Below are 24308 nucleotides of genomic sequence, written 5' to 3' on the forward strand. Positions count from 1 at the left end.
TAGCCTAGAAATAGGATATATCTATGTAATTTATGTAGTTTAAATACAAATATAGATGAGCTGCATTATTTAAAATGTGTCATGGTCTTAAATAGATTAGCAATAAAATAAACGCAAAAGAATATTAAACCCCATTCAGCAAAATTAAATATGAATCGCCATACTTCCAAAGCGCATGATGGACCACCTTTATAAACATTTGCAAGACCTTCAAAGAGTCCAAAATATTCAATCTGTGTTGCGAGGGGCATATCGCATCCTGGAGTTAACAACGCTATTTCCTCAGAGCTGAGGTTTTGCAGATAGATTAATTTAGATGAAATAACTATACCGTAAATAGATAAGCTTAATATCAAAAATCTAACTACATAATTCAATTTCTTTACAAAAAAGCCTACTAATGAAATCAAAGCTATCAACCCAAAAATATATCTTATTAAAATACACAATGGACATGCATTTAAATTTAGAAGATTGTCTAACAAAAGTGCTATCAAAATTATTAATGTTGCACATAAACAAGACGCTATTTCAAAATAGTTTTGGTAAACTATTTTAATTAACTTTAAAAGTTTCGTTATCATTATTCGGGAGTATACATATAAATTTTTATTATGAAAGATAGAATATTTGTAATTGATGGGTCTTCATATTTGTATAGGGCTTTTCATGCTATGCCACCACTTTCTACATCTACAGGTATTCCCACTGGAGCAATAAAAGGCGTCACAAATATGTTGATGACACTTAAAAAGGATTCTGAAGGGTCGCCTATCATTGTTGTATTTGACGCAAAAGGTAAAACATTTAGGAATGATATTTTTTCTTCATATAAAGCAAATAGACCACCTATGCCAGACGATCTTCGATCACAAATAGAACCAGTCAAACTAATTTGTAAGGCAATAGGATTTCCATTACTAATTATAGATGGAGTTGAGGCAGATGATGTAATCGCAACTGTTGCAGAAAAGGCAAAGAATAGAAATTTAAAATGTGTTATTTCTTCACTTGATAAAGATTTAATGCAATTAGTAGAAGATCCCAAGGTATCAATGATGAATACCATGACTCATCAAATTTTTGATGAAGAAAAAGTTTTAGATAAGTTTGGGGTAAAACCCACACAAATTAGGGACTTGTTAGCATTAACTGGCGACTCTTCTGATAATATTCCAGGCATACCAAAAGTAGGTCAGAAAACTGCTGCCAAATGGCTAAATGAATTCGAAAACATTAAAAATATTAAGTCCAATGCAGATTCCATAAAAGGCGTTGTTGGAGATAATTTAAGAGGATTTATAACTGATTTAGATAGAAATATTGAATTGGTGTCCTTAAAAAGAGATGTTGACTTAAAAGTTAAGTTTGAAGATCTCTTGATTGCAAATCCAAATGAAGACGAACTTGAACGAATTTTTAAAGAGTTAGAATTTACGAATCCTAATTCAGTTAAAGAAGCTCCTGCTACAAAGAAAGATAATAAATACGAGACAGTTTTAACTGAAAAAGAGCTAAATAATTGGATTTTAAAAATTAATGAATGTAATTCATTCGCAATTGATACAGAAACAGATTCTGTTCAAACTGTGTCAGCAAATCTTCTTGGTATTTCTTTATCAGTTTCTGAAAATGAAGGATGTTATATACCCTTAGGTCATCAATACGATGATTGTCCCAAACAATTGGAAATGGATTATGTGATAAAAAGCCTTGGCTCCGCGATAGAAGATAATCAAGAAAAAGCAATAGGACAAAATCTTAAATTTGATATTCCCATACTTGCAAGACATGGAATTAAGATTACAAAATTTCTAGCAGATACAATGCTTATGTCATATGTATTAAATAGCACCGCTACTAGACATGGAATGGATAGGCTGGCTGATTTTTATTTAAATTACAAAACAACAAAATATACTGATGTTACTGGAACAGCCTCAAAGCAAATAAGTTTTGCTGAAGTTAAGCTAGATGTAGCTACTGATTATGCTGCTGAAGATGCTGATATTACTCTAAGACTTTATAAGGTTCTTAATAAGTTGTTAAAAGAAAAACCAACACAGCAAAAGTTGTTAAATGATCTTGAATATCCTCTTGTACACGTTCTTTCAAGAGTCGAACAAAACGGAGCAAAAATTGATAAAAAAAAGCTATCCAATCATTCAAAAGAATTAAGTGAAAAAATTTCTGATTTAACATCACAAGCATTCAAAATTTCTGGAGAAGAATTTAATTTAGACTCTCCAAAACAGCTACTAGAGATCTTATATGAAAAACAAGGACTACCCGTTTTAAAAAAAACGCCGAAGGGTCAGCCCTCAACAAATGAAGATACACTTCAAAGATTATCTGAGGACTATGAACTCCCTAAGATTATTTTGCAATACAGAACATTGGCAAAATTAAAATCTACTTATACTGATAGTTTAATTAACATAGAAAATCCAAAAACAAAAAGAATTCATACGTCTTATCAACAAGCAATAACATCAACAGGAAGACTTTCGTCAACAGAACCAAATTTACAAAACATTCCAATCAAAACAGCTGAAGGAAGGAGAATTAGAGAGGCTTTTGTGCCTGAAAATGGAAATGTTTTAATTTCTGCTGACTATTCTCAAATTGAATTAAGAATAATGGCACACTTATCTGAAGACAAAAATCTTACGCATTCTTTTAATAATAATATAGATGTTCATTCATCAACTGCTGCAGAAGTATTTGGCGTATCAATTGATGATGTTAGTCCAGACCAAAGAAGAAGTGCCAAAGCAATTAATTTTGGATTGATGTATGGCATGTCAGCTTTTGGTCTCACGAGGCAATTAGGAATACCAAGAGGAGAAGCTCAAGAATATCTTGATACTTATTTTGCCAGATATACAGGGGTTAGGGACTACATGGACAATATAAAAGCTCAAGCAAAAGAAGATAAATATGTTGAAACCATCATGGGTCGTCGCCTTTATCTAAACGAAATAAATGCAGCTAATGGTCTTAGGAGACAAGCTGCAGAGAGAGCAGCTATTAACGCACCACTTCAAGGATCAGCGGCTGACATCATCAAAAAAGCAATGTTAGATATAGATGAACTTTTATTAAATGAATTGCAAGATGTACAAATGATAATGCAGGTTCACGATGAATTAGTTTTTGAGTGTCCAAAAAACAAAGCAGATGCAGTTATGAAAAAGATGAAAGACACTATGGAAGATACAGTAGAACTGAAAATTCCTTTAATAGCTGATGCAGCAATTGGTTTGAATTGGAATGAAGCTCATTAAAGCTCTTTTTATTATTACGCTTATTATTTTTTAATACTGTCTATGAATTCTTGAGCTATCTTTCTTTCAATACCAGTAGAAAAAAAATGACCACCAGAATATTTTTTAACTATTGGATTACTGTAGTTTTTAATAGCTTCTTCAATTAGTTTCGAATCTATTTCCATATCGTCTTCTGCATAGGCAAAATAGCTAGGGATAAAATTACTCCCAATAATATTATGATCGTAGAGCCTATTCCCCATAGCATTACCTAAAAAGAACTCTTTAAAAAAATTCTCTGTTCCTTTAACATCAAATTGTCCAATGTAATGATCTAATAACTTTTTATCCATTAAATCCTCATATTCATCTATTCTTTCTAAAACACCAGGAACTAAAAATCCTCTAACTAATAAGTCACCATATAAAGGAATTTTTACTATTGATAACAAAGGGACATTTGCAGAATTAATAAGTGGAACTTGGTAACCAATAAAGCTAATGTTTTTTAGGTTATTTGAGGCATATTTGGCTACAACTGCAGCACCAAAAGAGACCCCATACAATATTACATCTTCAACCTCACAATGCTCAATCAGCTCTCTAAGTTGTTGTTCCATAAGTTCAATGCTTACATTGTTTCGAACTCTATCTGAATAGCCTCTTCCATATTGATCATAGGTTATGACTCTATAGTTATTATTAAGAAAGACATTTACATATTCTTCATATGCAAGTGATCCAAAAGTAGCACCATGAACTAAAACAATAACTTTGTTATTTTTATCTCCAATATCTTTGTACGAAGTAATGCCCGCACTTAATTTAACCTCTTGATAACCAGAATTTAATCTAAATTCATCAATATCAATATTTTCCCTATCAAGAGCGAAATATAAAAAAGCTGGAATAACAATAAATATTAAAAAAAGATAGAGAATTTTTTTCATAAATATATTTCTTCAAATGACTTACTAATCATATTCAAAACATCTACCTTCATCTTATCTTTCTATATGCGTATAATTTAATTCTTCAGGAAGAAGAATTTTAATGCCATGCTCACTTCTTAAATCTGATATTTTTGCACCTAGATATTCCTCAGGCATTTTAAAGGGCCATTTCTTTTTCATCTTAAAAGCCCTAAACATAGTTTTTCTTTTGATTCCTCCAAGTTTCCAATATATTTTTAGAAAACCAAAAATACCAAACTCTTTAAAGAGATCTTTAAAAAGTTGCTTTATTTGAGGAAGACTTCGATAACCCCATATGTATTTCAATTTCCATTTACTACCCCAAATAACCCAAGTATCTAAAATAGCCTCTTGTTCAATAGAGGTATCAAGTCCAAAAATTACATGCGTACAGTCATGATCTCTTAACAAAGTTCCAGACTCTTCGTCATCTTCAAATATTTTGGTAGTGTTAGGAAAAGCTTTGTAATAACACTCCAAACCTTCTTGGAGGGTTAAATCACAATTCTGATTTTGATATTCCAACATTAATTAAGTATAACTTAGTATTTGTTTTGAGAGTTTTTCAAAGCCTATCTTATCTTTTGATGATATAGCGACAGGCTTTGATTCAGGGATCTTTTCTTTTATAAATGATACTGCTTTAGCAATATTGTTATTTGATAATTTATCACTTTTAGCAAGAGCTGGAATGAAAGGAACATTATAGTTCCTGCACAAATGAATCATCTCCCAGTCGCTTTCTTTGAGTGGATGACGAATATCCATAAATATCACCACAGCACCTAATGCTTTTCGTTTTTGAAAATATTCTCCAATTAACGGACTCCAATCTTTCTTTTTTGCTTTACTAGACTTTGCATACCCGTATCCAGGCAAATCAAGCAACATAAGATCATCATTAACTTTAAAAAAATTTATTTCTGTTGTTCTTCCAGGTGTTTTGCTTATTCTTGCTAATTTTGAGTTATCAGTTAATACATTTAACGCACTTGATTTACCTGCATTTGATCTACCAGCAAGCAATATTTCAAATCCTTGGTCATCCGGAAGATCTTTATATTTTGTAACACCAAAAACAAATTCTGTATTTTTAAAAAGGTTTTTCATTTTATTGTTTATATCATATCAAGCTACGTTTATAATACATTCACCTGTAGTAACACTTTTTTGACATGAGAATATCGCAAGTATTAATTATATCCTTTTGTATATCTTTTTATGCAATGTCGGCTGACAATTCTTTGAAAGAAATGCCAACCGATCTCAAATCAGGAGACCCTGATAACGGATCACAGCTTGTCCAAACATGTGCTGCATGTCACGGTCAAGATGGAAATAGCATTAATACAGAGTGGCCAAACTTAGCCGGACAAAATCAAAAATATTTGTATGAACAACTACTTTATTTCAAGTCAGGAGATAGAAATAACGTTCTCATGATGAGTGTTACGCCATATTTGAATAGCATCTCAGATGAAGAAATATTAGACATTGCAGCATATTATGCTTCACAAAAATCAAACATAGGTCAAGCTAAAGACGATCCAGATTTATTGAAATTAGGACAAGCTCTATATAGAAATGGAAATTTAGAAAAAGGCATTCCTGCATGCACTTCATGTCATTCAGTATATGGAGATGGTAATAGTCAAGCTGGCTTCCCAGCCATTGCTGGACAACAAGTTGGCTACTTAATATCTACTTTAAAAGCATATAGATCCGAGGAAAGAAACGCAGGCGAACAAGCTTTGGTAATGCAATCTATTGCTAAAAATTTAAACGATCAAGAAATTGATGCTCTTTCAAACTATATGCATGGACTTTATGAATAATTTTTTTCAAAAACATCTTTTTACTTTTCTAATAATATTCTCTATTAATATTATGTCAGACTATAAACTAGGAGTTGATTATAGACTTGTTGATAATCCTCTGCCTGTAAAACAGGATGGAATTGTTGAAGTGACTGAAGCATTTTGGTATGGCTGTGGCCATTGTTATTCTCTTGAGCCTGCTATCAATCAATGGAAATCAAATCTTGGTGACGATGTAAAATTTACTAAAATGCCAATTACATGGGGAGCAGTTCATCAACTTCATGCAGGATTATTTTATACAATAGATGCATTAAATTTAGATCAAACAACACATAAAGCTGTATTTGTTAGAATTCATAAAGAAGGTGATTTTTTACAAAATCCAAAAGCTATAGAAAATTTTTTGAAAAAGTTTGGCATTGCTCCAGAAATAACAAAACAATATCTAAATTCTTTTTCTGTTAGACAGAAAGTTAACAGAGGAATTAAAGTTGCTAAGCAATTAAAAATTTCAGCTGTCCCCATGATGATTGTTGACGGTACATATATTATTGAATCTAAAAGATCTTTTGAAGAGATGTTAAATGTAGTTGAGCATGTAATTGAAATTCAAAAATCAAACTCTTAGGATTGGATATGAATAGAAAACTTATAAATTCAAGAATATATTTGCTAGTGTTGCCATTAATAGTACTCTTTGTTTTTAATGGAAAAAAATACGATGCTGCTGTCATAGATAGAATTAATATACCTGTAAGAGTTTGTATTCAAGGTGAAGATTGTGGAGCCCCTCTCATTTCTGCATCTGACATGTTAGTAGACTCAAAGGGTACTAAGTTATACGCAGGGTGCATCGCATGTCATGGAACTGGTGGAGAAGGTGGAATAGGTCCATCATTTACTGGAAGAAGCGTTGATTATATTTCTGCAGCATTAATACAATATAAAAATAAAGAAGAAAGAGGCCCGCAGAGTGTTTTAATGTATGCTCAAGCAGCAGCTTTATCAGATAGTGATATACAAGAATTATCTGAATACATAATTACTCTATAATTTTTTTTCTAAATCAGATATTCTCTTTTCAAGATCCTTTACTAACTTATTTAAAAAATCATATTTTTCTTTTTTTATATACCCGCCTTTCTCAATAATTTTATCTATTTCTGGACCTAATTGATTTTCAATTCTTTTTAATAAATCATTTGGAAAAATTTTTACAAATCGAGAAGTTTCTTTTTCAATAATCTTTAAGATTATTTTTGTAAGATCATTATTTTTCATTTAAATCCTTAATTAATTTATAGCAATCATTCCAGTTTTTAAATTCATTAGGCTTCTTAAAATTTTGTTTCCATGTATCATTTTTTTTGTTGAACCATAAATGCTTAATGCCCAGCTCATACGCACCCAACATGTCATTTTTTTGATGATCTCCAATGTGAAGTACCTCCTCTTTTTTAACTCCAGCGTTCAATTCAAATATTCTAAGAAAATGTCCGCTATCTGGTTTATTGCTTTTCACATCGAAAGAACTAACATGGAACTTAAAAAAATTGTCTATGTTTAACTTTTTAATATTAGCATTACCATTTGTTAAAACTCCCAAAATATATTCTTTATTAAGTTTCTCAAGACACTCTAATACTCCATCATAAAAACTTATATCATGTCTTTTATCGATAAAAAAATCGTACGCCTTTGTAACTATTTCTTCACATTCATGTTTTTTATCCAAAATGGGACTTAATTTATATCTATATATTTCTTTTCTAAGAGAACTAATATCCCATTCAAGATTTGGATTTTTGAAAATTAACTCTTTTCTATAGCTTAAAAAATCTTCGAGATCACCCCATTCAATCTTTTTATTAATTTTTTTTTCAATCCAATTCCTTGTTTCGTATTCTGCTTTAAAAATTACTGATTCTATATCCCAAAAAGTGTCGTCAAGATCAAATGTTATTATTTTAATTTTGTTCATTTTTTAGCTCTTGGATGAGATTTATCATATATTTTAACTAAATGCTGATAATCTAACTTAGTATATATTTGAGTTGTTGATAAAGAGCTATGCCCAAGAAGTTCCTGAATAGTTCTAAGATCTCCACTAGATTCAAGCATATGCGTTGCAAAACTGTGTCTAAGCATATGCGGATTTACAGGTGGTAAACCTTGTTTTGTTGCTAATCTTTTTAATCTTAATTGAATACTTCTAACACTTAATCTCGAACCTTTTTTATTTATAAATAAAGCATTATCATCATTAGAATATTTGTCTCTTTCATCTACCCAATTATTAATAGCATTTATGGCATATCTTCCAATAGGCACAAGTCTTGTCTTCGATCCTTTTCCAAAAACACGCAAAAAAGCTTTATTTTCTTCAAAATGATCTATATTAATATTAATTGTTTCAGATACCCTTAATCCAGAAGAGTACATCAATTCAACTATCGCCAAATCTCTTATTTCTAAAGAATCTTTTGGTTTAAAATTAAGAAGTTGCTCTATATCTTCAGGCGAAAGGACTTCAGGCAAGTAACTTGGTGTTTTTGGAGATTCAATCAGTTCAAATGGAGAGCTAGAGATGACACCATTTTTTTTTAAAAATCTAAAAAAGCCTTTAGCAGAAGAAATATGCCTTTGAATAGTTCTAGGATTATTATTATTTGAAAACAAACTGCCAATCCAACCCATACAGGTATCATCATTAATAACTTTGTAGCTCTTTACTCCAATATCTTCAAGATAACTTGATAGCTTTTTTAAATCTCTTTTATATGAATTAGAAGTATTAGAGGATAGATTTTTTATTTCAGCAATATATTTTATATAGTTATCAATATCGTTTCGAACAAAGTATTTAATTAGCATTTATCTAAAATGAGTCAAATCTCTTTTCTAATATATCCCTAACATATTTTATAAATGTAGTATCTTCATCACCAAGATATCTCTGGCGATCATAGCTTCCAAGTTTGAGAAGGCCTATACCTTCTTTTGCTGCTACAACAGCAAGCACCATCGATTGTATTTTTGATGTTTTAAACAAAAATTTCATTTTTTCTTTTGAATAAGACCCACAATATATAGCACCTTTGTGAACTGACATGCTTGTTATCTCTTCAATTTGCTCAAGATCGTTTTTAGAATAAAAATTCATAAAACACTCATCTACGTTAAAATCTTTAATGAAGCATTCTTCAACTTTTTGCATAATTTCTTCCTTAGAATTCGCCTCTAAAATCGACAATGTCAGTTTTTTTGATTTATTAAAAAGATCTTCATTAAGATTTGCAGTTTTAACAAATGATTCAAGTAAAGCAATTAAATCTTTTTGTTCTTCTCTTAGTTTTTTTATTTGTCTTTCAAGCAAGGATGATGCTGAACTTGATGAATGTTTAAATTTAAGCTCAGAAACCAGGGCCTCTTTCTTTTCAAAAAAGTCCAAATTATCTAACAGATAAAGCTCGACTTCTTTTTCATTAATTTCTTTAGTCATTAATTATTCCAGAGCAAACGTTTTTCGCAGGTCCTATCATAATCATTTGCCCATTAACTTTCTTAAATTTTAGTTTACCGCCTTTTGAGCTTATAGTTACATAGTTATTTTTATTTTTAAGAGCTAGCATAGCAACTGATGCTGACGCAGAACCGCATGATAAAGTCTCACCAACACCATTTTCATAGGTTCTAATTTCAAAATTATTACTGTCTAATTTGTTATATATCGATAAGTTGACGTTATGTGGTTTAATTAAAGTTTCTAATGAGAAATATAAATTTTCAAGATCAAATTTCTGAATTGATTCCTTTTTAATACAAAGATGAAGGTTGCCTGCATTAACAAAAGTGAAACTATCTTTACATATTTTTTTTATTGCTTTTTTTATATCTAATTTTTTAAGTTCTAAAGGTTCATCAAATAATACCTTAATGTTCTTGTTATGACTTTCACATCGAAGGACACCTTTTTTGGTATTAAGATTAAGAACTGTTTTTGGATGAAACTTTTCCTCCCAAACATAACGAGCAGCACATCTTATTCCATTAAGACACATGTCTGCTTGACCACCATCTGCATTATAAAATGCTATATCAAATGAATGATTTTCATTTTTTGGAGGTGATATTAAAATAAGTTGATCGAAACCTATTCCAAGTTTCCTTTCGCCATATTTTTTTATAAATGATTTTTTTGGTTGGAAACCTGTTTCCAAAGAATTAATCATTAAAAAATCATTGCCGTTTCCATGCATTTTTTGGTACTTAATCATTTGGAATTGTCTCCATTCCAATTAGATCTTGAATATTTTCTCTTCTTCGAATCAAATTAAAAGTTTTACCATCCACAAGCACTTCAGCAGATCTTAATCTAGAATTGTAATTTGACGACATTACAAATCCATATGCTCCTGCAGTTTTTATACATAAAAGATCATCTTCAGCGATATCAAGTAAAATATCTTTTCCTAAAAAATCTGAGGACTCACATATTGGACCAACTACATTATACTTTTTCATAGCATTGGTTTTATTTTTAAGGTTCCAGATATCATGTTTAGCACCATAAAGAGCAGGTCTTATTAAATCATTCATAGCGGCATCAACTATCGCAAAGTTATCTTTGATATATTCAACTTTGGTTAATAAGACACCTGCATTGGCTGATATACTTCTGCCAGGCTCCAATATTAACTTTTCATTTCTATTAACGAAAACCTCTTCTAGCATTGATATTAGTTCTTTAGGGTGAGGCGGCGATTCATCTAAATAAGGAACACCAAGACCGCCACCCATGTCAAAAAACTGGAGATCAATTCCAAGCTTATTTATTTTAGTAGCAAGATCTATAGTTTTTTTTGAAGCTATTTCATAGCTTTTTAGATTTAAAATTTGTGAGCCGATATGACAAGCTAATCCAACCATTTCAAGGTTTTTTGAATCTCTTATGTATTTTGCTAATTCAATAGTTTCATCTAAATTATTAATCCCAAACTTATCACCTTTTCTTCCAGTTGTAATATAGTCATGACCTCCTGAGTCTATATCTGGATTGAATCTTATTGAAACTGGTGCAATTTTCTTTAAATTACTAGCTACGGTCTCTATTTTTTTTAATTCAGCTTTTGATTCAATATTAAAAGATAAAATCTCATTTAAGATTCCATCTTCTATTTCATTTTTTGATTTTCCTACTCCAGAAAAGATTATTGATTTAGGATCTGCGCCAACTGAAATAGCTCTATGAAGCTCGCCGCCAGAAACAATATCAAACCCGCATCCTTTATTCTTAAGAATATTTAAAATGGCAATATTGCTTAAAGATTTTACTGAAAAACATATTTGATAATCTTTGCTTGTAAATGAATCCATATAGGCATCTATATGAAGATTTAACGTTTTTGAAGAATAAACATAAGTAGGTGTTCCAAAATTTTCTGCAATTTCAATAAGATTTACTTCTTCACAAAAAAGCTCATCCTTTTTGTATTCAAAAAAATCCATTTAAATTATCCTTGTATTGTCTTCCGATACGACAGGACCTTTAACACCGCATGATACTAATGACATTAGTATTAAGATAGAAATTATAACGTTACATGTTTTCATAGTGCGTATTATGGGCAATTATGCCCATAATTGCACAAAATTAAATTAATATTTGTAGCTTTCTTCTTTAAATGGACCGTCTTGAGGAACGTTAATATAATCAGCTTGATCTTTTGTAAGCTTTGTCATTACTCCACCGAACCCAGCAACCATTAATGAAGCAACTTCTTCATCAAGTTTCTTTGGAAGAACTTCAACTGTTATCATCTCTGCTTTTGTTTCAGCATCATTAATATTTGCAAAACCTTGTTTGTACAAATGAATTTGAGCCAAAACTTGGTTTGCAAAAGAACCATCCATAATTCTACTTGGATGCCCTGTAGCATTTCCAAGATTTACTAATCGACCTTCAGCCAAAAGAATAAGATAGTTTTTGCTTGACAAGTCAGGCGTTCCATCAGGTTTAGTATCTCTGAAGATTCTATGAACTTGAGGTTTGATTTCATCCCAGTAGTAATTATCCCTCATAAAAGCAGTATCAATTTCATTATCGAAATGACCGATATTACATACTACCGCTGTATTTTTTAATGTACTTAGCATTGCTGAATCACAAACATTTACGTTACCAGTTGTTGTAACTATTAAATCAGTATTGCCCATAACCTGCATATCAATATCCTCTACATTTCTTGAAACGACGCCATCTTTATAACAGGATACTACTGTGAAGCCATCCATACAGGCTTGCATAGCACATATAGGATCAGACTCAACAACGCTTACTATCATTCCTTCTTGAGCAAGACTAGCTGCAGATCCTTTTCCAACATCTCCATAGCCTATTACAAGACCTCTTTTACCCATGAGAAGCATATCTGTTCCTCTTTTAAGAGCATCATTAAGACTGTGTCTGCAGCCATATTTATTGTCGTTTTTGGCTTTAGTAACTGAATCGTTTACATTGATTGCTGGAACCTTCAGCTCTCCTTTTTCAAGCATTTCTTTAAGTCTATGAACCCCAGTCGTTGTTTCTTCTGAAACACCATGAATAGTATCTAACATGTCAGGAAATTTTTCATGAACCATAGCTGTTAGATCACTTCCATCATCAAGAATCATATTTGCATCCCAAGGTTTCCCATCCTTACAAATTGTTTGCTCAATACACCATTCAAATTCTTCTTCTGTTTCGCCTTTCCATGCAAAAGTTGGAATTCCTTTTGCAGCCATAGCAGCGGCAGCATGATCTTGGGTTGAAAAGATATTGCATGATGACCATCTCAGCTCAGCACCAAGATCAATCAGTGTTTCCATTAATACAGCTGTTTGGATCGTCATGTGTATGCAGCCCATGATTTTAGCACCAGCAAGCGGTTGCTCAGATCTATATTTGTCTCTTAAAGCCATTAATGCAGGCATTTCATTTTCTGCAAGTGAAATTTCTCTTCTTCCAAATTCTGCAAGATTAATATCAGCTACTTTATAATCGTTTTCCATTTTTTTTCCTTAATTTTTTTATTATTGTGAAATATCTGAAGCTTTATCAGTTCTTTCCCATGAAAGATCAATGTCAGATCTACCAAAATGACCATAAGCTGCAGTCTGCAAGTATATAGGTCTTTTTAGATCAAGCATATTAATTAAGCTTTTTGGCCTTAGATCAAATTCTTCTTCAACAATTTTTACTATAGCTTCTTTAGATATCTTTTCACTATTGAAAGTTTCTACGTGAATAGATGTCGGTTTTGCTACACCAATAGCATATGAGACTTGAATTTCACAATAATCTGCAAGTCCAGCAGCAACGATATTCTTAGCAACATACCTTGAAGCGTAAGCTGCAGATCTGTCTACTTTTGACGGGTCTTTGCCAGAAAAAGCTCCACCTCCATGCCTTGCCATTCCTCCATATGTGTCTACAATTATTTTTCTTCCAGTTAGCCCACAATCACCAACGGGACCACCGATAACAAATTTACCAGTAGGGTTGATATAAATATTTGTAGAGTCAAGAATCCATTCTTGAGGAACAATTGGTTTGATAATTTTATCCATTACTTCTGATTTGATTTCTTCTTGTGAAACATCTTCATCATGTTGAGTAGATAGAACAACAGCTGATAATCCCTCTATTGATTTACCATCATCTGAGTAAATTACGCTTACTTGACTTTTAGCATCTGGTCTCAGCCATTTAATTTCTCCACTTTTCATAACATCAGCTTGTTTTTTAACTAGTCTATGAGATAGATCTATTGGAAGAGGCATTAATGATTCAGTCTCTTTACAAGCATAGCCAAACATTAATCCTTGATCACCAGCACCTTGTTCTAGATTTTCCCCCTCACCTTCAGTTACTCCTTGAGAGATATCAGGCGATTGCTCAAAAACAAGATTTGTAAATTCGCAAGTGTCACCATTAAAGCCATATTCATCAGAGTTGTAACCGATATCATTAATCGTTTTTCTAACAATTGGCTCAAGATCTGGACTACCAAGTGATGTGATTTCACCAGCTATATAGACCATGTTATTTTTTATCATCGTTTCGCAAGCTACTCTACTGTTTGGATCTTCAGCAAGATAAGCATCTAAAACAGCATCTGAAATTTGATCACAGACTTTGTCTGGATGTCCACCTGAGACAGACTCGGATGTAAAAATATAACTCATAAAATACCCCTAAAATAAACAGTTCTACATTTTATAATAAAAAGGTAACACTAAGCTATGCTTTGTATGTAAAATATTAATAGTCAAAAATCTAATAGGAAGTATCTAGTTGTCAGAATCAGTAAATGCGCTAAGATTTTTATCTATCGACGCAGTTCAAAAAGCAAATTCCGGTCATCCAGGAATGCCAATGGGTATGGCTGAAATAGCAACAGCCTTATGGAGTAATCATTTAAGGCATAACCCATCAAATCCTCGCTGGTTTAATAGAGATAGATTTGTGTTATCTAACGGACATGGCTCAATGCTTTTATATAGCCTGCTTCACCTAACAGGTTACAATTTGACAATAGAGGATATAAAAGATTTTAGACAGCTAAAATCAAAAACTCCTGGACATCCGGAGTATGACATTGAAATTGGAGTTGAAACTACAACAGGTCCATTAGGTCAAGGTATTGCAAATGGAGTTGGAATGGCAATTTCAGAAAAAATACTAGCTGCAGAATTCAATGAAGAAGATATAAAACCTGTTGATCATTTTACATATGTATTTCTTGGCGATGGCTGTTTAATGGAAGGTATTTCTCATGAGGCATGCTCATTTGCTGGAACTCATAATCTTGGAAAGCTAATATGTTTTTATGATCAAAACGGAATTTCAATAGATGGAGAAATTAAACATTGGTTCACAGATGACTCTGTAAAGAGATTTGAAAGCTATGGATGGCAAACCATTTGTGTAGACGGTCACAACATCGAAGAAATTGATAAAGCTATTTCTGAGGCAAAAATTGAATTAAATAAGCCATCGATGATTTTTTGTAAAACAACAATTGGTTTTGGTTCACCAAACAAACATGGAACAGCAGATGTTCATGGAGCACCCTTAGGAGAAGAAGAAATAATAAAAACGCGAGAATCTCTTAACTGGAAATATGAGGCTTTTGAGATACCACAAGATATTTATAATTTTTGGAATGCAACTGAAAAAGGAAGTGCATTGAATTCAGATTGGGATTCACTTTTGAAAAAATATGAAGAAAAATATCCTGAAAAATCAAATGAACTTCAAAGAAGAATTAAAGGATTACTCCCTAAAAATTTTAATAAAAATTTCGAAGATTTTTTATCCAGCTGTAACTCAAATAATTCTTCAATGGCAACAAGGAAAGCTTCTAAATCATGTTTAGATTTCTTTGTTCAAGAATTGCCTGAACTGGTTGGCGGCTCTGCAGATTTAACACCATCTAATAATACTTTTTCTTCGTCAAGTTCTACATTTTCAAATGAAAATCCTGCAGGTAATCATATTAATTATGGGGTAAGAGAATTTGGAATGTCTGGCATTATGAATGGAATGGTGCTTCATGGCGGTATTAAACCATATGGAGCAACATTTCTTGTCTTTACTGACTATGCAAGAAATGCAGTCAGATTATCCGCATTAATGGGACTACCAAATATATTTGTTTATACACATGACTCAGTAGCGCTTGGTGAAGACGGACCTACCCATCAACCAATAGAGCACATGGTTACATTGAGAGCAACTCCAAATTTAAATAATTGGAGGCCTGCTGATTTAGTTGAGGCTGCCGTAGCTTGGAAAGAAGCAATTACTTCAAAAGAAACTCCAACATGTTTAATATTTAGTAGACAAAGCACATCCCCAATATCGCGAACCCCGAAAAAAATATCTATGATTAGTATGGGTGGTTACTTGCTTGAAGAAAATGACAATCCTGATATCACTATCATTGCTTCTGGCAGCGAAGTACAATTAGCTCTTGATGCAGCAAAAGATTTAAAAAATGATTCAGTTTTGGCTAATGTTGTATCAATGCCTTCACTAGATATTTTCTTGCAACAATCGAAAGAATTTCAAAACGATGTTATCAAGCAGGATAAACCTATACTTGTTGTTGAATGTAGCCATCCAAATTCTTGGTATAGGATTTTAAATAGAGATGATAAGGTAATTGGAGTCGAAGGTTTTGGAGAATCTGCTCCAGGCAGCGAGTTGCTTGAACATTTTGGCTTTAATAAAGCAAATGTTGTTAACACGGCTAAATCATTGCTTAATGATTAATTTATCATCTTTAAATATAGCAAATAAAAACCTTGTTATTCGGGTTGATATGAATGTGCCAATAAAAGATGGCAGGATTCTTGATTCAACCAGGATAGAAGCTTGTATACCCACAATTAATTATGCGCTGAAAAATAATGCAAAAGTTTTATTAGTAAGTCATTTAGGTAGACCATTGGAAGGTAATTTTGAAGAAAGCTTTTCTTTAAAACCTGTAGCAAATTTTTTGGGTGAAGTAATTAAAAGTTCTATAGATGTAATTGATAAATTGGACTCGGTAGATTTTTTTAAATCTTCATCAAATATTCAAATCTTAGAAAACGTAAGATTCTTTGATGGAGAAAAAAGAAACTGCGAGAAATTAGGAAAGAAATTAGGCTGTCTTGGAGACATATATGTCTTTGATGCATTCGGAACAGCACATCGAGAACAGGCTTCAACACACTCAGCAATTGAAAATGCTTATATTGCCTGCGCTGGCCTATTGTTAGAAAAAGAAGAAAAATTTTTATCACAAGCTCTAAAAAAATATGACAGGCCTTATCTAGCAATTATTGGTGGAGCAAAAGTCTCAACTAAGCTTGCGCTATTAAAACAAATCAATGAAGTTGCTGACTATATTATTGTGGGCGGCGGCATTGCAAATACTTTCTTAAAATCTTCAGGTTTAAATGTTGGTAATTCACTTGTTGAGGACTCAATGCTAGAAACAGCTAAGACAATTCTTGAAAAAGGTAAGATTGTGCTTCCAAAAAAAGTAGTTACATCAAAAACATTTGAAGGAGAAAACATAAAAGAGGCTACGATTAACGAAGTGAATAATGATGCAATGATCTTAGATTTATTTCTAGAACAGGAATCAAAAGCTTTAATTAAAAATGCCAAGACTATACTTTGGAATGGTCCTATGGGAGTATTTGAAAATATTTATTTTGAAAAGGGTACTAAAGAGCTTTCTAAAGAAATAGCAAAGTCTGACGCTTTCTCTTTGGCTGGAGGTGGCGAAACATTATCCGCAATTAATAAATATATTAAATTAGATGATGTATCATACTGTTCAACAGGTGGAGGAGCCTTTTTAGAATTTATGGAAGGCAAAATTTTGCCGTCAATTAAAGCATTAAACGCAAAACAAACTGGGAGTTAAACTATGTCACTAAACAGTATAGAAGATATTGCAACTTATATAGTTGCAGATGGTAAAGGAATACTAGCTGCAGATGAAAGTAATCCAACCTGTGGAAAAAGATTTGACTCTATAGGAGTCGAATCAACTGAAGTTAACAGAAGAGATTACAGAGAAATGCTTTTTAGATCTAAAGGAATGAAAGGAAATATAGGTGGAGTTATATTATTTGACGAGACTATTAGACAGTCAGCTGATGATGGAACTTTGTTGAGAGATTTAATATCAGATCAAGGCGCCCTTCCTGGAATTAAAGTTGATAAAGGCCTTCAGCCTATTGAAGACTGCCCAGGAGAAACGGTAACAGTAGGTCTCGAAGGACTTGACGAAAGGCTGAAAGAATATTCAACTATGGGTGCAAAATTTACTAAATGGAGAGCTGTAATAAATATTGGGGATGGAATTCCAACTAATAAATGCATCGATGCGAACATGGAAGCTTTAGCAGATTACGCAAAATGCGCTCAAGATAATGGTATGGTGCCTATTGTAGAGCCCGAAGTGCTCATGGATGGCAATCATTCTATTGATGAATGTTATGACGCAACTGAGCGCTCATTGAAATCTCTATTTTCTTACCTTAAAAAAAAAGGTGTCAACATCAAGGGCACGCTATTAAAGCCAAACATGGTAACTTCTGGAAAAGACGCTGAAGAGCAAGCTGGAATTAATGATGTTGCAGAAAAAACATTAGACTGTTTAATAACAAATGTTCCGTCGAGTCTTCCTGGAATAACATTTTTATCTGGTGGTCAGTCTGATGTCTTAGCCACTGCCCATTTAGATGCAATGAACAAAATTGGTGGCTTTTCATGGAAATTAAGTTTTTCTTACGGAAGAGCACTTCAAGCACCTGCTCTAAAAGCTTGGGGAGGAAAGTTAGAAAATATATTTATTTCTCAAGATGAACTATCACATAGAGCAGAAATGAATAAATTAGCTTCTCTTGGTCAATGGGAAGAAAAATTAGAAGATAGATAGAATTTGTTAGCAACTGTTCAAAGGGTTTTAAGTGCAAAAATAATTATTGATGATCAAGTTTTTTCATCTATAGATGAAGGATGTTTAGTATTTATTTGTTTTGAAAAAAATGATCTCTCTCAAAACATAATTAAAATGGTGAAAAAGATTATAAATTTTAGAATGCTTGATGGACCAAAGGGGTTAACATCTCTGGCACTTCAAAGTTCCAATGAAGAAGTTCTAATAGTTAGTCAATTTACTCTAGCCGCCATTACAAATAAAGGGAACAAGCCTAGTTTTCATAAAGCTGCAAAACCAGAGGATGCTAAATTGATGTATGATAAATTTGTTAGTGAATTTAAGAATTTATTGCCAAAAGTTAAAGAAGGAAAGTTTGGATCATACATGCAAATAAGTTTGGTAAATAAAGGTCCTATGACATTTAATTTTAAGATATGAAAAATATTTCTATTTTTTGTGGAGCTCATAAAGGTAAAAATCCTAAATATGCTGAATCAGCCAAGACTATTGCAAAATATATAGCTAAAAAAAACATTAATATAGTTTTTGGTGGAGGCAATGTTGGACTAATGAAAATCATCTCTAACACCGCCATAGATAATGGAGTTGAGGTTCTAGGAATTTCTTTAAAGTCTCTACATGCTTTAGAATTAGCTAACCCAAGGCTAAAAGAGATAGTTGTTTCAGATACTCTGCTTAATCGAAAACATGAATTTATATCAAGATCAGATGCATTTATTGTTCTTCCAGGTGGCGTTGGATCACTAGATGAGCTAGCAGAAATTATGGCAAGCAATCAATTAGGGATAATTAATAAACCTATTGGTATTCTAAATACAGATGGATACTATAATCATCTTTTAAAATGGTTTGATAAGGCCGTTGATGAAGGATTTATATCATCAGCAAATCTAAAAGAGCTAATAGTTTCTGATGATCCTTGTAAGCTTGTTGAGATGGTAGTTAATCATAAAAAACCAACAGATGATAATTGGACTAAAAGACTTGGTCTTTAACAACTGATTTTGTAACTATTTATTTTTAGATAGCAGTATGCCAATCTCAAATAGAAGCCACATAGGAAATGCCAAAAATAATTGTGAGAATATATCGGGTGGCGTCAGTAACATTCCTATAATAAGAAACACTACTATTAAATAAGGCCTTGCTTTTGTTAATGATCTTTTGGTTACAATTTTACTATTTACTAAAAGAACAGTTGCTACTGGTATCTCAAAAGCTATACCAAAAGCAAAAACTAGCTTAAATATAAAACCAAGGTATTCGTTTATGTCAGTCATAACTTGTATCGAGCTTGGCGCCATTCCAATAAAGAACTTAAAGATAATTGGACAAACTATAAAAAACGCAAAGCTTACTCCACAAAAAAATAAGATGATTGTTGAGGCCATAAGTGGAGCAGTAAAGCTCTTTTCGTTTTCATACAATCCAGGAGATATAAACATCCATATTTGAATAAATAACCACGGCATTGTAAACAACAAAGCTACATATAAAACTAGCTTTATGGGAGCCATGAACGGTGATGCAACTCCAGTTGCAATCATGGAAGTGCCTGCAGGCAGAGTTGCAACTAGTGGATCTGCAACAAAGCTATAAATTTCAGCAGCAAAAGGAATTCCAATAATCGATAGTACACTAAATAAAATAATTACCTTTAGTAGTCTTGATCTTAATTCAAGCAAATGACTTGAGATTGAATCGTTAGTCATTATTAGATTCTTTCGTTTCTTCTAGCTCTTCCATTCTAAGCTCATTAAACACATCTTTCTTAATTTCATCTGCTCCAATATCTTCTTCAATGTCTTTTTTAAAAGCATTAAATTTATTTTCAATCTTTTTATAGATTTTTATAGTTGTTTTAATTACAACAGGAAGTCTTCTTGGACCGATAATTAAAAGGCCAAATATTAAAATGATTAGAATTTCTAAAAAACCAATTTGAAACAATTTTAATCTTCTTTTTCTTTAGAATCTTCGTCTTTTACTGATTTCTTAAAGCCTTTTATGCTTGAGCCTAAATCTGAGCCGAGTGATTTAAGCTTTCCACTACCAAATATAAGAACAACAACAAGTAAAATTATTAACAATTGCCATATACTTATTCCACCAAAACCCATAAATTCTCCTAACTAACTATCAATATAATAGATATAACTACTATTATACCAATACCAAACGCTTTATTAATTATATTTTGTTTATATAATTTTCTTTCTAATTCTTTAACCCTGTCATCGTCCTTTTTTTTGCTATTAGAAAAGCTTCTTATTTCATCTAAAGTTTCAAAAATAATTGATGGAATCTCTGACGCTTTAAGAAATATATCCTCTTTATTTTCTAAAATATAGTCCTTTAATTTTAATGGACTAAATTGTTCATTTAACCAACTATCAAGATAAGGTTCAGCGATTCCCCAAAAATCTAAATCAGGATATATCTGCCTACCCATTCCTTCAATATGAATTAATGTTTTTTGTAACAATACTAGTGAGGTTTGAAGAGACAAACCATATTGTCTTGTACTTTGAAAGAGATATAAAAGCAATTTACCAAATTCGATCTCGGATAATGGTTTTTCAAATATAGGTTCGCAACATGCTCTTAATGTATTCTCAAGTTCAATATTATTTGTTTTAGCATTAACCCATCCTGAACTTATAAATAAATTTGCTAAATTTTTGTAATTTTGTTTAAGAACAGATTGCAACATTCTTGCGAGGATGTATCTTTCTTCATTAGACAGCGAACCCGTTATAGCGCAATCTACTGCTATATATCCTGGATTTTCAGTATTCTTTTTTGAAACAAATATATTTCCAGGATGCATATCAGCATGAAAGAAATTATCTCTAAACACTTGATTGAGAAATATCATTACTCCATTCTCAGCAAGTAATTTTTTGTTTATCCCATGCTTTTCAATTTCCTCGATATTGGTACAAGGAATTCCATCTATTTTCTCAAGAACCATAATATTAGAAGTTGTGAAATCCCAATAAACTTTTGGTATGTATAGTTCATTTGAATTCAAAAAATTTTTTCTAGTGAGATTTGTATTAGATGCCTCAAGCTTCAAATCTAGTTCTTTCATTATTGTAGATTCATAATCTTGAACAACCTCATTTGGTTTTAACCTATAACTTTCCTTATATATATAAGAAAAAATTTTTGCAGCTGATTTAAGAAGACGAAGATTTTTTTTAACTTTCTTCTTTATGTTTGGCCTAAGAACTTTTATTACAACATGATCACCATTTTTAAGAATTGCTGAATGAACTTGAGCAAGCGATGCTGCTGCGAGAGGCTTTTCATCAAACGATTTAAAAATATTATTAATCGAATCACCAAGCTCTGATTCAACAATATTTTTTAGTGTATTAACATCAAAAGGATTACAGTTATCAGTTAAGCTTTCTAGTTCTTTTGCTGTTTCAACATCAAGAACATCGGTTCTAGTGGAAAGAAGCTGACCAAATTTTATAAAAATTGGCCCTAATGCTTCTAAATATTTTGATGCTTTCTTTCCATTAGGTTTTATGAATATGTTAAATCTGATTCCTAATAGAATCATTCTTAATAACTCAACTATCAAAATAATAGCATTCATAAATTTTTTGAAGCCTCCATCCTGTCAACTTTTATAGAAAGCTCTCTTATTTTTTTATGAATTTTATTGTTATTAGTATTTATTTTAGTTTGTCTTGATTGAGAAATCTTTTTCTTAGCAAAATATAAAATTAACGCTGTTGAGCTCCCAAAATATTTATCAATTAGATATGTTAAATCAATATCAGATTTCAACACGGTGTTTATTAAAACAAAAGCTAATTCAATATCCCCTTTTATTAGCTCTTTTTTAATTTTTCTTGAAGAGATAGCTAAAACTAAATCTTCAATACTAGCTTTAATTTCGAAATCAATATGATTTAGTTTGTCTAGCGATATTTTTTTTGAATTTTTTTCCAAATTAACATATATATTTCCATAATTATTCAAATTTAATTTAAATTTTACTGGATATATTTCTTTCAACTTTTCTTTAGCATTAGGAGCAGAGTTCTCAATATCTTTAATGAAGCTGTTTAAATATTTTTCTAATTTATTTTTCATAAGCAATATGTATGGAAACTATACCGTTTAGAAGATTATAAAATTGACACTTTTTAAAGCCTGTAGATAAAATCATTTCTTTAAGTTTTTCTTGATCAGGATGCATTCTTATCGATTCTGCTAAATATCTATAACTATCTGAATCATTTGCAATGATTGAACCAAGTCTTGGCAAAATATTAAAGGAGTACCAATCATAAATTTTTGAGAAAACATGGTTTTTAGGTTTTGAGAATTCTAAGATAAGTAATTTACCATTCTGCTTTAGGCATCTTCTCATTTCCTTAAGGCCTTTTTCTTTATCTGTAAAATTTCTTAATCCAAAGCCAACTGTTATCAAATCAAATGTTTTATTTTTGAATGGTATTAATTCACCACTTAGCTGACAAAAATGACAATTAGAGGAAAAATTTTCATTTATAGCTCTATTTCTTCCCTCTAGGAGCATATCAATATTTATATCAGTCATAAATATTTCAGTATCTTTGTAGTTTGAATTTATGATTTTTGGAATATCTCCAGTACCACTTGCAATATCCAAAATAACATCATTTTTTGAAATGCCACAAAGCTCAACAAGCACTTTTTTCCACAATCTATGCATGCCCATCGACATTGCATCATTCATCAAGTCATAATTAGTTGCTACCGAAGTAAAAACATTTCCAACATGTTCTTCTTTATCCTTAATATCTACATCTTTAAAACCAAAATGTGTTTTTTTATTCATCAAGAAAGTCCCTAAATTTTATGAAATTATTGTATCTAGTTTCATGAATTTCTCCATTTTTTAAAGCTTGAAGTACTCCACAACCTTCTTCTGAAGTATGACTGCAATTTTTAAATTTACAATTTTTTGCGTGTTCAAATATTTCTGAAAATCCTATAATAATTTTTTCTCTTCCCCATCCTGCTATGGTTACATCTCTCACTCCTGGACTATCTATTATTTTAGTATTACCAGGAATTTCATAGAGAGTAGATAAAGAAGTTGTATGAACACCCCTATCATTTGAAAGAAAATTAGTCTTAATATCCTTACCAGTAATAGATTTGGTGAGAGTTGACTTACCAGCCCCAGACTTACCAACAAATAAAACGCTCTCGTTCCTGAGAAAATCTTTTAATTTAGCTAAATTTATTTCTTCTTTAGAGGATATATCGATAACTTTAATATTAATTTCTTTGTATATGTTAATTTTAGATCTATATTCTTTATCCTGATTAAGATCAATTTTGTTATTTATTATAAATGGTTCTATATTTGAAAGTTTGGCTGTAATTATCCATTTATCAATAAATTTCTCATTTGTTATTGGTTTTGGTGAAACTATAATCCCAACTTTGGAAATGTTAGCAGCAAAAATTTTTGATCTATACCCATCTTTTTTTTTAATAGATGATATTCTAGGAAGCAAATTAATGATTTTTCCTTTAATTTCATTGCTGTCTTGAATAACTTCAATCTCAACCATATCACCAACAACCACTCCTTTAATCGCAATACATTTTAAATTTGTATCACCAACCTTAACCAAACAACTATTTGAATAGAACTCAATAACTAATCCTGTTTGAACTTTTTTCATATAAAGCACAAAATACACTAAACAGAGTAAT

The 24308-nt window shown here is 31.5% G+C and carries 28 protein-coding genes; 9 read left to right on the forward strand and 19 right to left on the reverse strand.

The annotated features are described in order from the left end of the window. Window positions 1–65: 65 nt before the first annotated feature. On the reverse strand, window positions 66–584 hold the full coding sequence (locus M9C80_00150) for a disulfide bond formation protein B (protein ID URQ69605.1): 519 nt from the start codon (window positions 582–584) through the stop codon (window positions 66–68). Between the two features lie 30 nt (window positions 585–614). On the opposite strand from M9C80_00150, the gene polA reads away from it, so the two are divergent. Then, window positions 615–3287, forward strand: coding sequence for a DNA polymerase I (gene polA / locus M9C80_00155; protein URQ69606.1), 2673 nt, complete (start codon window positions 615–617; stop codon window positions 3285–3287). Between the two features lie 23 nt (window positions 3288–3310). Here the strand turns inward: polA and M9C80_00160 are convergent, their stop codons facing one another. The 3 genes from M9C80_00160 to yihA are packed head-to-tail and all read right to left on the reverse strand — an operon-like array spanning window position 3311 to window position 5353. Then, on the reverse strand, window positions 3311–4219 hold the full coding sequence (locus M9C80_00160; GenBank protein ID URQ69607.1) for an alpha/beta hydrolase: 909 nt from the start codon (window positions 4217–4219) through the stop codon (window positions 3311–3313). A 54-nt stretch (window positions 4220–4273) separates the two neighbouring features. Then, a complete protein-coding gene (locus M9C80_00165) occupies window positions 4274–4771 on the reverse strand; it encodes a hypothetical protein (protein URQ69608.1) in 498 nt (165 codons plus the stop codon). 3 nt (window positions 4772–4774) lie between these two features. Next, entirely contained in the window at window positions 4775–5353 is a 579-nt protein-coding gene (gene yihA, locus M9C80_00170) for a ribosome biogenesis GTP-binding protein YihA/YsxC (GenBank protein URQ69609.1), read from the reverse strand. A 65-nt stretch (window positions 5354–5418) separates the two neighbouring features. Here yihA and M9C80_00175 point away from each other — a divergent pair, with 65 nt between their 5' ends. From M9C80_00175 to M9C80_00185, 3 genes are read left to right on the forward strand one after another with little or no spacing between them, the layout of a single operon-like run. Continuing rightward, window positions 5419–6078, forward strand: coding sequence for a cytochrome c4 (locus tag M9C80_00175; protein ID URQ69610.1), 660 nt, complete (start codon window positions 5419–5421; stop codon window positions 6076–6078). Window positions 6079–6130: 52 nt separating this feature from the next. Then, the gene (locus tag M9C80_00180) at window positions 6131–6691 is read left to right on the forward strand and encodes a thiol:disulfide interchange protein DsbA/DsbL (GenBank protein URQ69611.1); all 561 of its coding nucleotides are present in this window, start codon (window positions 6131–6133) and stop codon (window positions 6689–6691) included. An 8-nt stretch (window positions 6692–6699) separates the two neighbouring features. Next, entirely contained in the window at window positions 6700–7116 is a 417-nt protein-coding gene (locus tag M9C80_00185; protein URQ69612.1) for a c-type cytochrome, read from the forward strand. Here the strand turns inward: M9C80_00185 and M9C80_00190 are convergent. The 8 genes from M9C80_00190 to metK all read right to left on the reverse strand — a co-directional run bounded on the left by M9C80_00190 (window position 7111) and on the right by metK (window position 14292). After that, window positions 7111–7344 carry a hypothetical protein gene (locus M9C80_00190; GenBank protein ID URQ69613.1) on the reverse strand — a complete coding sequence of 78 codons (234 nt, stop codon included), beginning with the start codon at window positions 7342–7344 and terminating at the stop codon, window positions 7111–7113. The two genes, M9C80_00185 and M9C80_00190, sit on opposite strands and share 6 nt — an antisense overlap. Continuing rightward, window positions 7334–8044, reverse strand: coding sequence for an HAD family hydrolase (locus M9C80_00195; GenBank protein ID URQ69614.1), 711 nt, complete (start codon window positions 8042–8044; stop codon window positions 7334–7336). The genes M9C80_00190 and M9C80_00195 overlap by 11 nt, the downstream gene beginning before the upstream one ends. Further along, window positions 8041–8937, reverse strand: coding sequence for a tyrosine recombinase XerC (locus M9C80_00200; protein ID URQ69615.1), 897 nt, complete (start codon window positions 8935–8937; stop codon window positions 8041–8043). Before M9C80_00200 ends, M9C80_00195 begins: the two co-directional genes overlap by 4 nt. 4 nt (window positions 8938–8941) lie before the next feature. Further along, window positions 8942–9565 (reverse strand): DUF484 family protein, encoded by a 624-nt coding sequence (locus tag M9C80_00205; GenBank protein ID URQ69616.1) that lies wholly within the window; start codon window positions 9563–9565, stop codon window positions 8942–8944. Further along, the gene (dapF, locus tag M9C80_00210) at window positions 9558–10340 is read right to left on the reverse strand and encodes a diaminopimelate epimerase (GenBank protein URQ69617.1); all 783 of its coding nucleotides are present in this window, start codon (window positions 10338–10340) and stop codon (window positions 9558–9560) included. Before dapF ends, M9C80_00205 begins: the two co-directional genes overlap by 8 nt. After that, a complete protein-coding gene (gene lysA, locus M9C80_00215) occupies window positions 10333–11571 on the reverse strand; it encodes a diaminopimelate decarboxylase (GenBank protein ID URQ69618.1) in 1239 nt (412 codons plus the stop codon). The genes dapF and lysA overlap by 8 nt, the downstream gene beginning before the upstream one ends. A 150-nt stretch (window positions 11572–11721) precedes the next feature. Further along, on the reverse strand, window positions 11722–13116 hold the full coding sequence (locus tag M9C80_00220) for an adenosylhomocysteinase (GenBank protein ID URQ69619.1): 1395 nt from the start codon (window positions 13114–13116) through the stop codon (window positions 11722–11724). A gap of 21 nt (window positions 13117–13137) precedes the next feature. Continuing rightward, window positions 13138–14292 (reverse strand): methionine adenosyltransferase, encoded by a 1155-nt coding sequence (gene metK, locus M9C80_00225; GenBank protein ID URQ69620.1) that lies wholly within the window; start codon window positions 14290–14292, stop codon window positions 13138–13140. 109 nt (window positions 14293–14401) lie between these two features. On the opposite strand from metK, the gene tkt reads away from it, so the two are divergent. The 5 genes from tkt to M9C80_00250 are packed head-to-tail and all read left to right on the forward strand — an operon-like array spanning window position 14402 to window position 19570. Further along, window positions 14402–16384 carry a transketolase gene (tkt, locus tag M9C80_00230; protein URQ69621.1) on the forward strand — a complete coding sequence of 661 codons (1983 nt, stop codon included), beginning with the start codon at window positions 14402–14404 and terminating at the stop codon, window positions 16382–16384. Beyond that, the gene (locus M9C80_00235) at window positions 16377–17531 is read left to right on the forward strand and encodes a phosphoglycerate kinase (protein URQ69622.1); all 1155 of its coding nucleotides are present in this window, start codon (window positions 16377–16379) and stop codon (window positions 17529–17531) included. The genes tkt and M9C80_00235 overlap by 8 nt, the downstream gene beginning before the upstream one ends. A 3-nt stretch (window positions 17532–17534) precedes the next feature. Beyond that, the gene (locus tag M9C80_00240; protein ID URQ69623.1) at window positions 17535–18551 is read left to right on the forward strand and encodes a fructose-bisphosphate aldolase class I; all 1017 of its coding nucleotides are present in this window, start codon (window positions 17535–17537) and stop codon (window positions 18549–18551) included. Window positions 18552–18554: 3 nt separating this feature from the next. After that, the gene (gene dtd / locus M9C80_00245) at window positions 18555–18992 is read left to right on the forward strand and encodes a D-aminoacyl-tRNA deacylase (GenBank protein URQ69624.1); all 438 of its coding nucleotides are present in this window, start codon (window positions 18555–18557) and stop codon (window positions 18990–18992) included. Further along, window positions 18989–19570, forward strand: coding sequence for a TIGR00730 family Rossman fold protein (locus M9C80_00250; GenBank protein URQ69625.1), 582 nt, complete (start codon window positions 18989–18991; stop codon window positions 19568–19570). Before dtd ends, M9C80_00250 begins: the two co-directional genes overlap by 4 nt. Before the next feature lie 15 nt (window positions 19571–19585). Here the strand turns inward: M9C80_00250 and tatC are convergent, their stop codons facing one another. Genes tatC through rsgA form a run of 7 tightly spaced genes read right to left on the reverse strand, consistent with a single transcriptional unit; the run spans window position 19586 to window position 24277 of the window. After that, on the reverse strand, window positions 19586–20287 hold the full coding sequence (tatC, locus tag M9C80_00255; GenBank protein URQ69626.1) for a twin-arginine translocase subunit TatC: 702 nt from the start codon (window positions 20285–20287) through the stop codon (window positions 19586–19588). After that, window positions 20280–20525, reverse strand: a complete 246-nt coding sequence (tatB, locus tag M9C80_00260) for a Sec-independent protein translocase protein TatB (GenBank protein ID URQ69627.1) — start codon at window positions 20523–20525, stop codon at window positions 20280–20282. Before tatB ends, tatC begins: the two co-directional genes overlap by 8 nt. Window positions 20526–20527: 2 nt before the next feature. Further along, on the reverse strand, window positions 20528–20665 hold the full coding sequence (gene tatA / locus M9C80_00265; protein ID URQ69628.1) for a twin-arginine translocase TatA/TatE family subunit: 138 nt from the start codon (window positions 20663–20665) through the stop codon (window positions 20528–20530). Between the two features lie 38 nt (window positions 20666–20703). After that, window positions 20704–22185 carry a 2-polyprenylphenol 6-hydroxylase gene (ubiB, locus tag M9C80_00270; GenBank protein URQ69629.1) on the reverse strand — a complete coding sequence of 494 codons (1482 nt, stop codon included), beginning with the start codon at window positions 22183–22185 and terminating at the stop codon, window positions 20704–20706. Next, window positions 22182–22688: a hypothetical protein gene (locus M9C80_00275; protein ID URQ69630.1), complete on the reverse strand. Its 507-nt coding sequence runs from the start codon at window positions 22686–22688 to the stop codon at window positions 22182–22184. Before M9C80_00275 ends, ubiB begins: the two co-directional genes overlap by 4 nt. Next, window positions 22678–23418: a bifunctional demethylmenaquinone methyltransferase/2-methoxy-6-polyprenyl-1,4-benzoquinol methylase UbiE gene (gene ubiE, locus M9C80_00280; GenBank protein URQ69631.1), complete on the reverse strand. Its 741-nt coding sequence runs from the start codon at window positions 23416–23418 to the stop codon at window positions 22678–22680. Before ubiE ends, M9C80_00275 begins: the two co-directional genes overlap by 11 nt. Further along, window positions 23411–24277, reverse strand: a complete 867-nt coding sequence (gene rsgA, locus M9C80_00285) for a ribosome small subunit-dependent GTPase A (GenBank protein URQ69632.1) — start codon at window positions 24275–24277, stop codon at window positions 23411–23413. Before rsgA ends, ubiE begins: the two co-directional genes overlap by 8 nt. Window positions 24278–24308 lie beyond the last annotated feature (31 nt).

Source organism: SAR86 cluster bacterium (genome assembly GCA_023703615.1).
Lineage (GTDB): Bacteria > Pseudomonadota > Gammaproteobacteria > Magnimaribacterales > D2472 > MED-G85.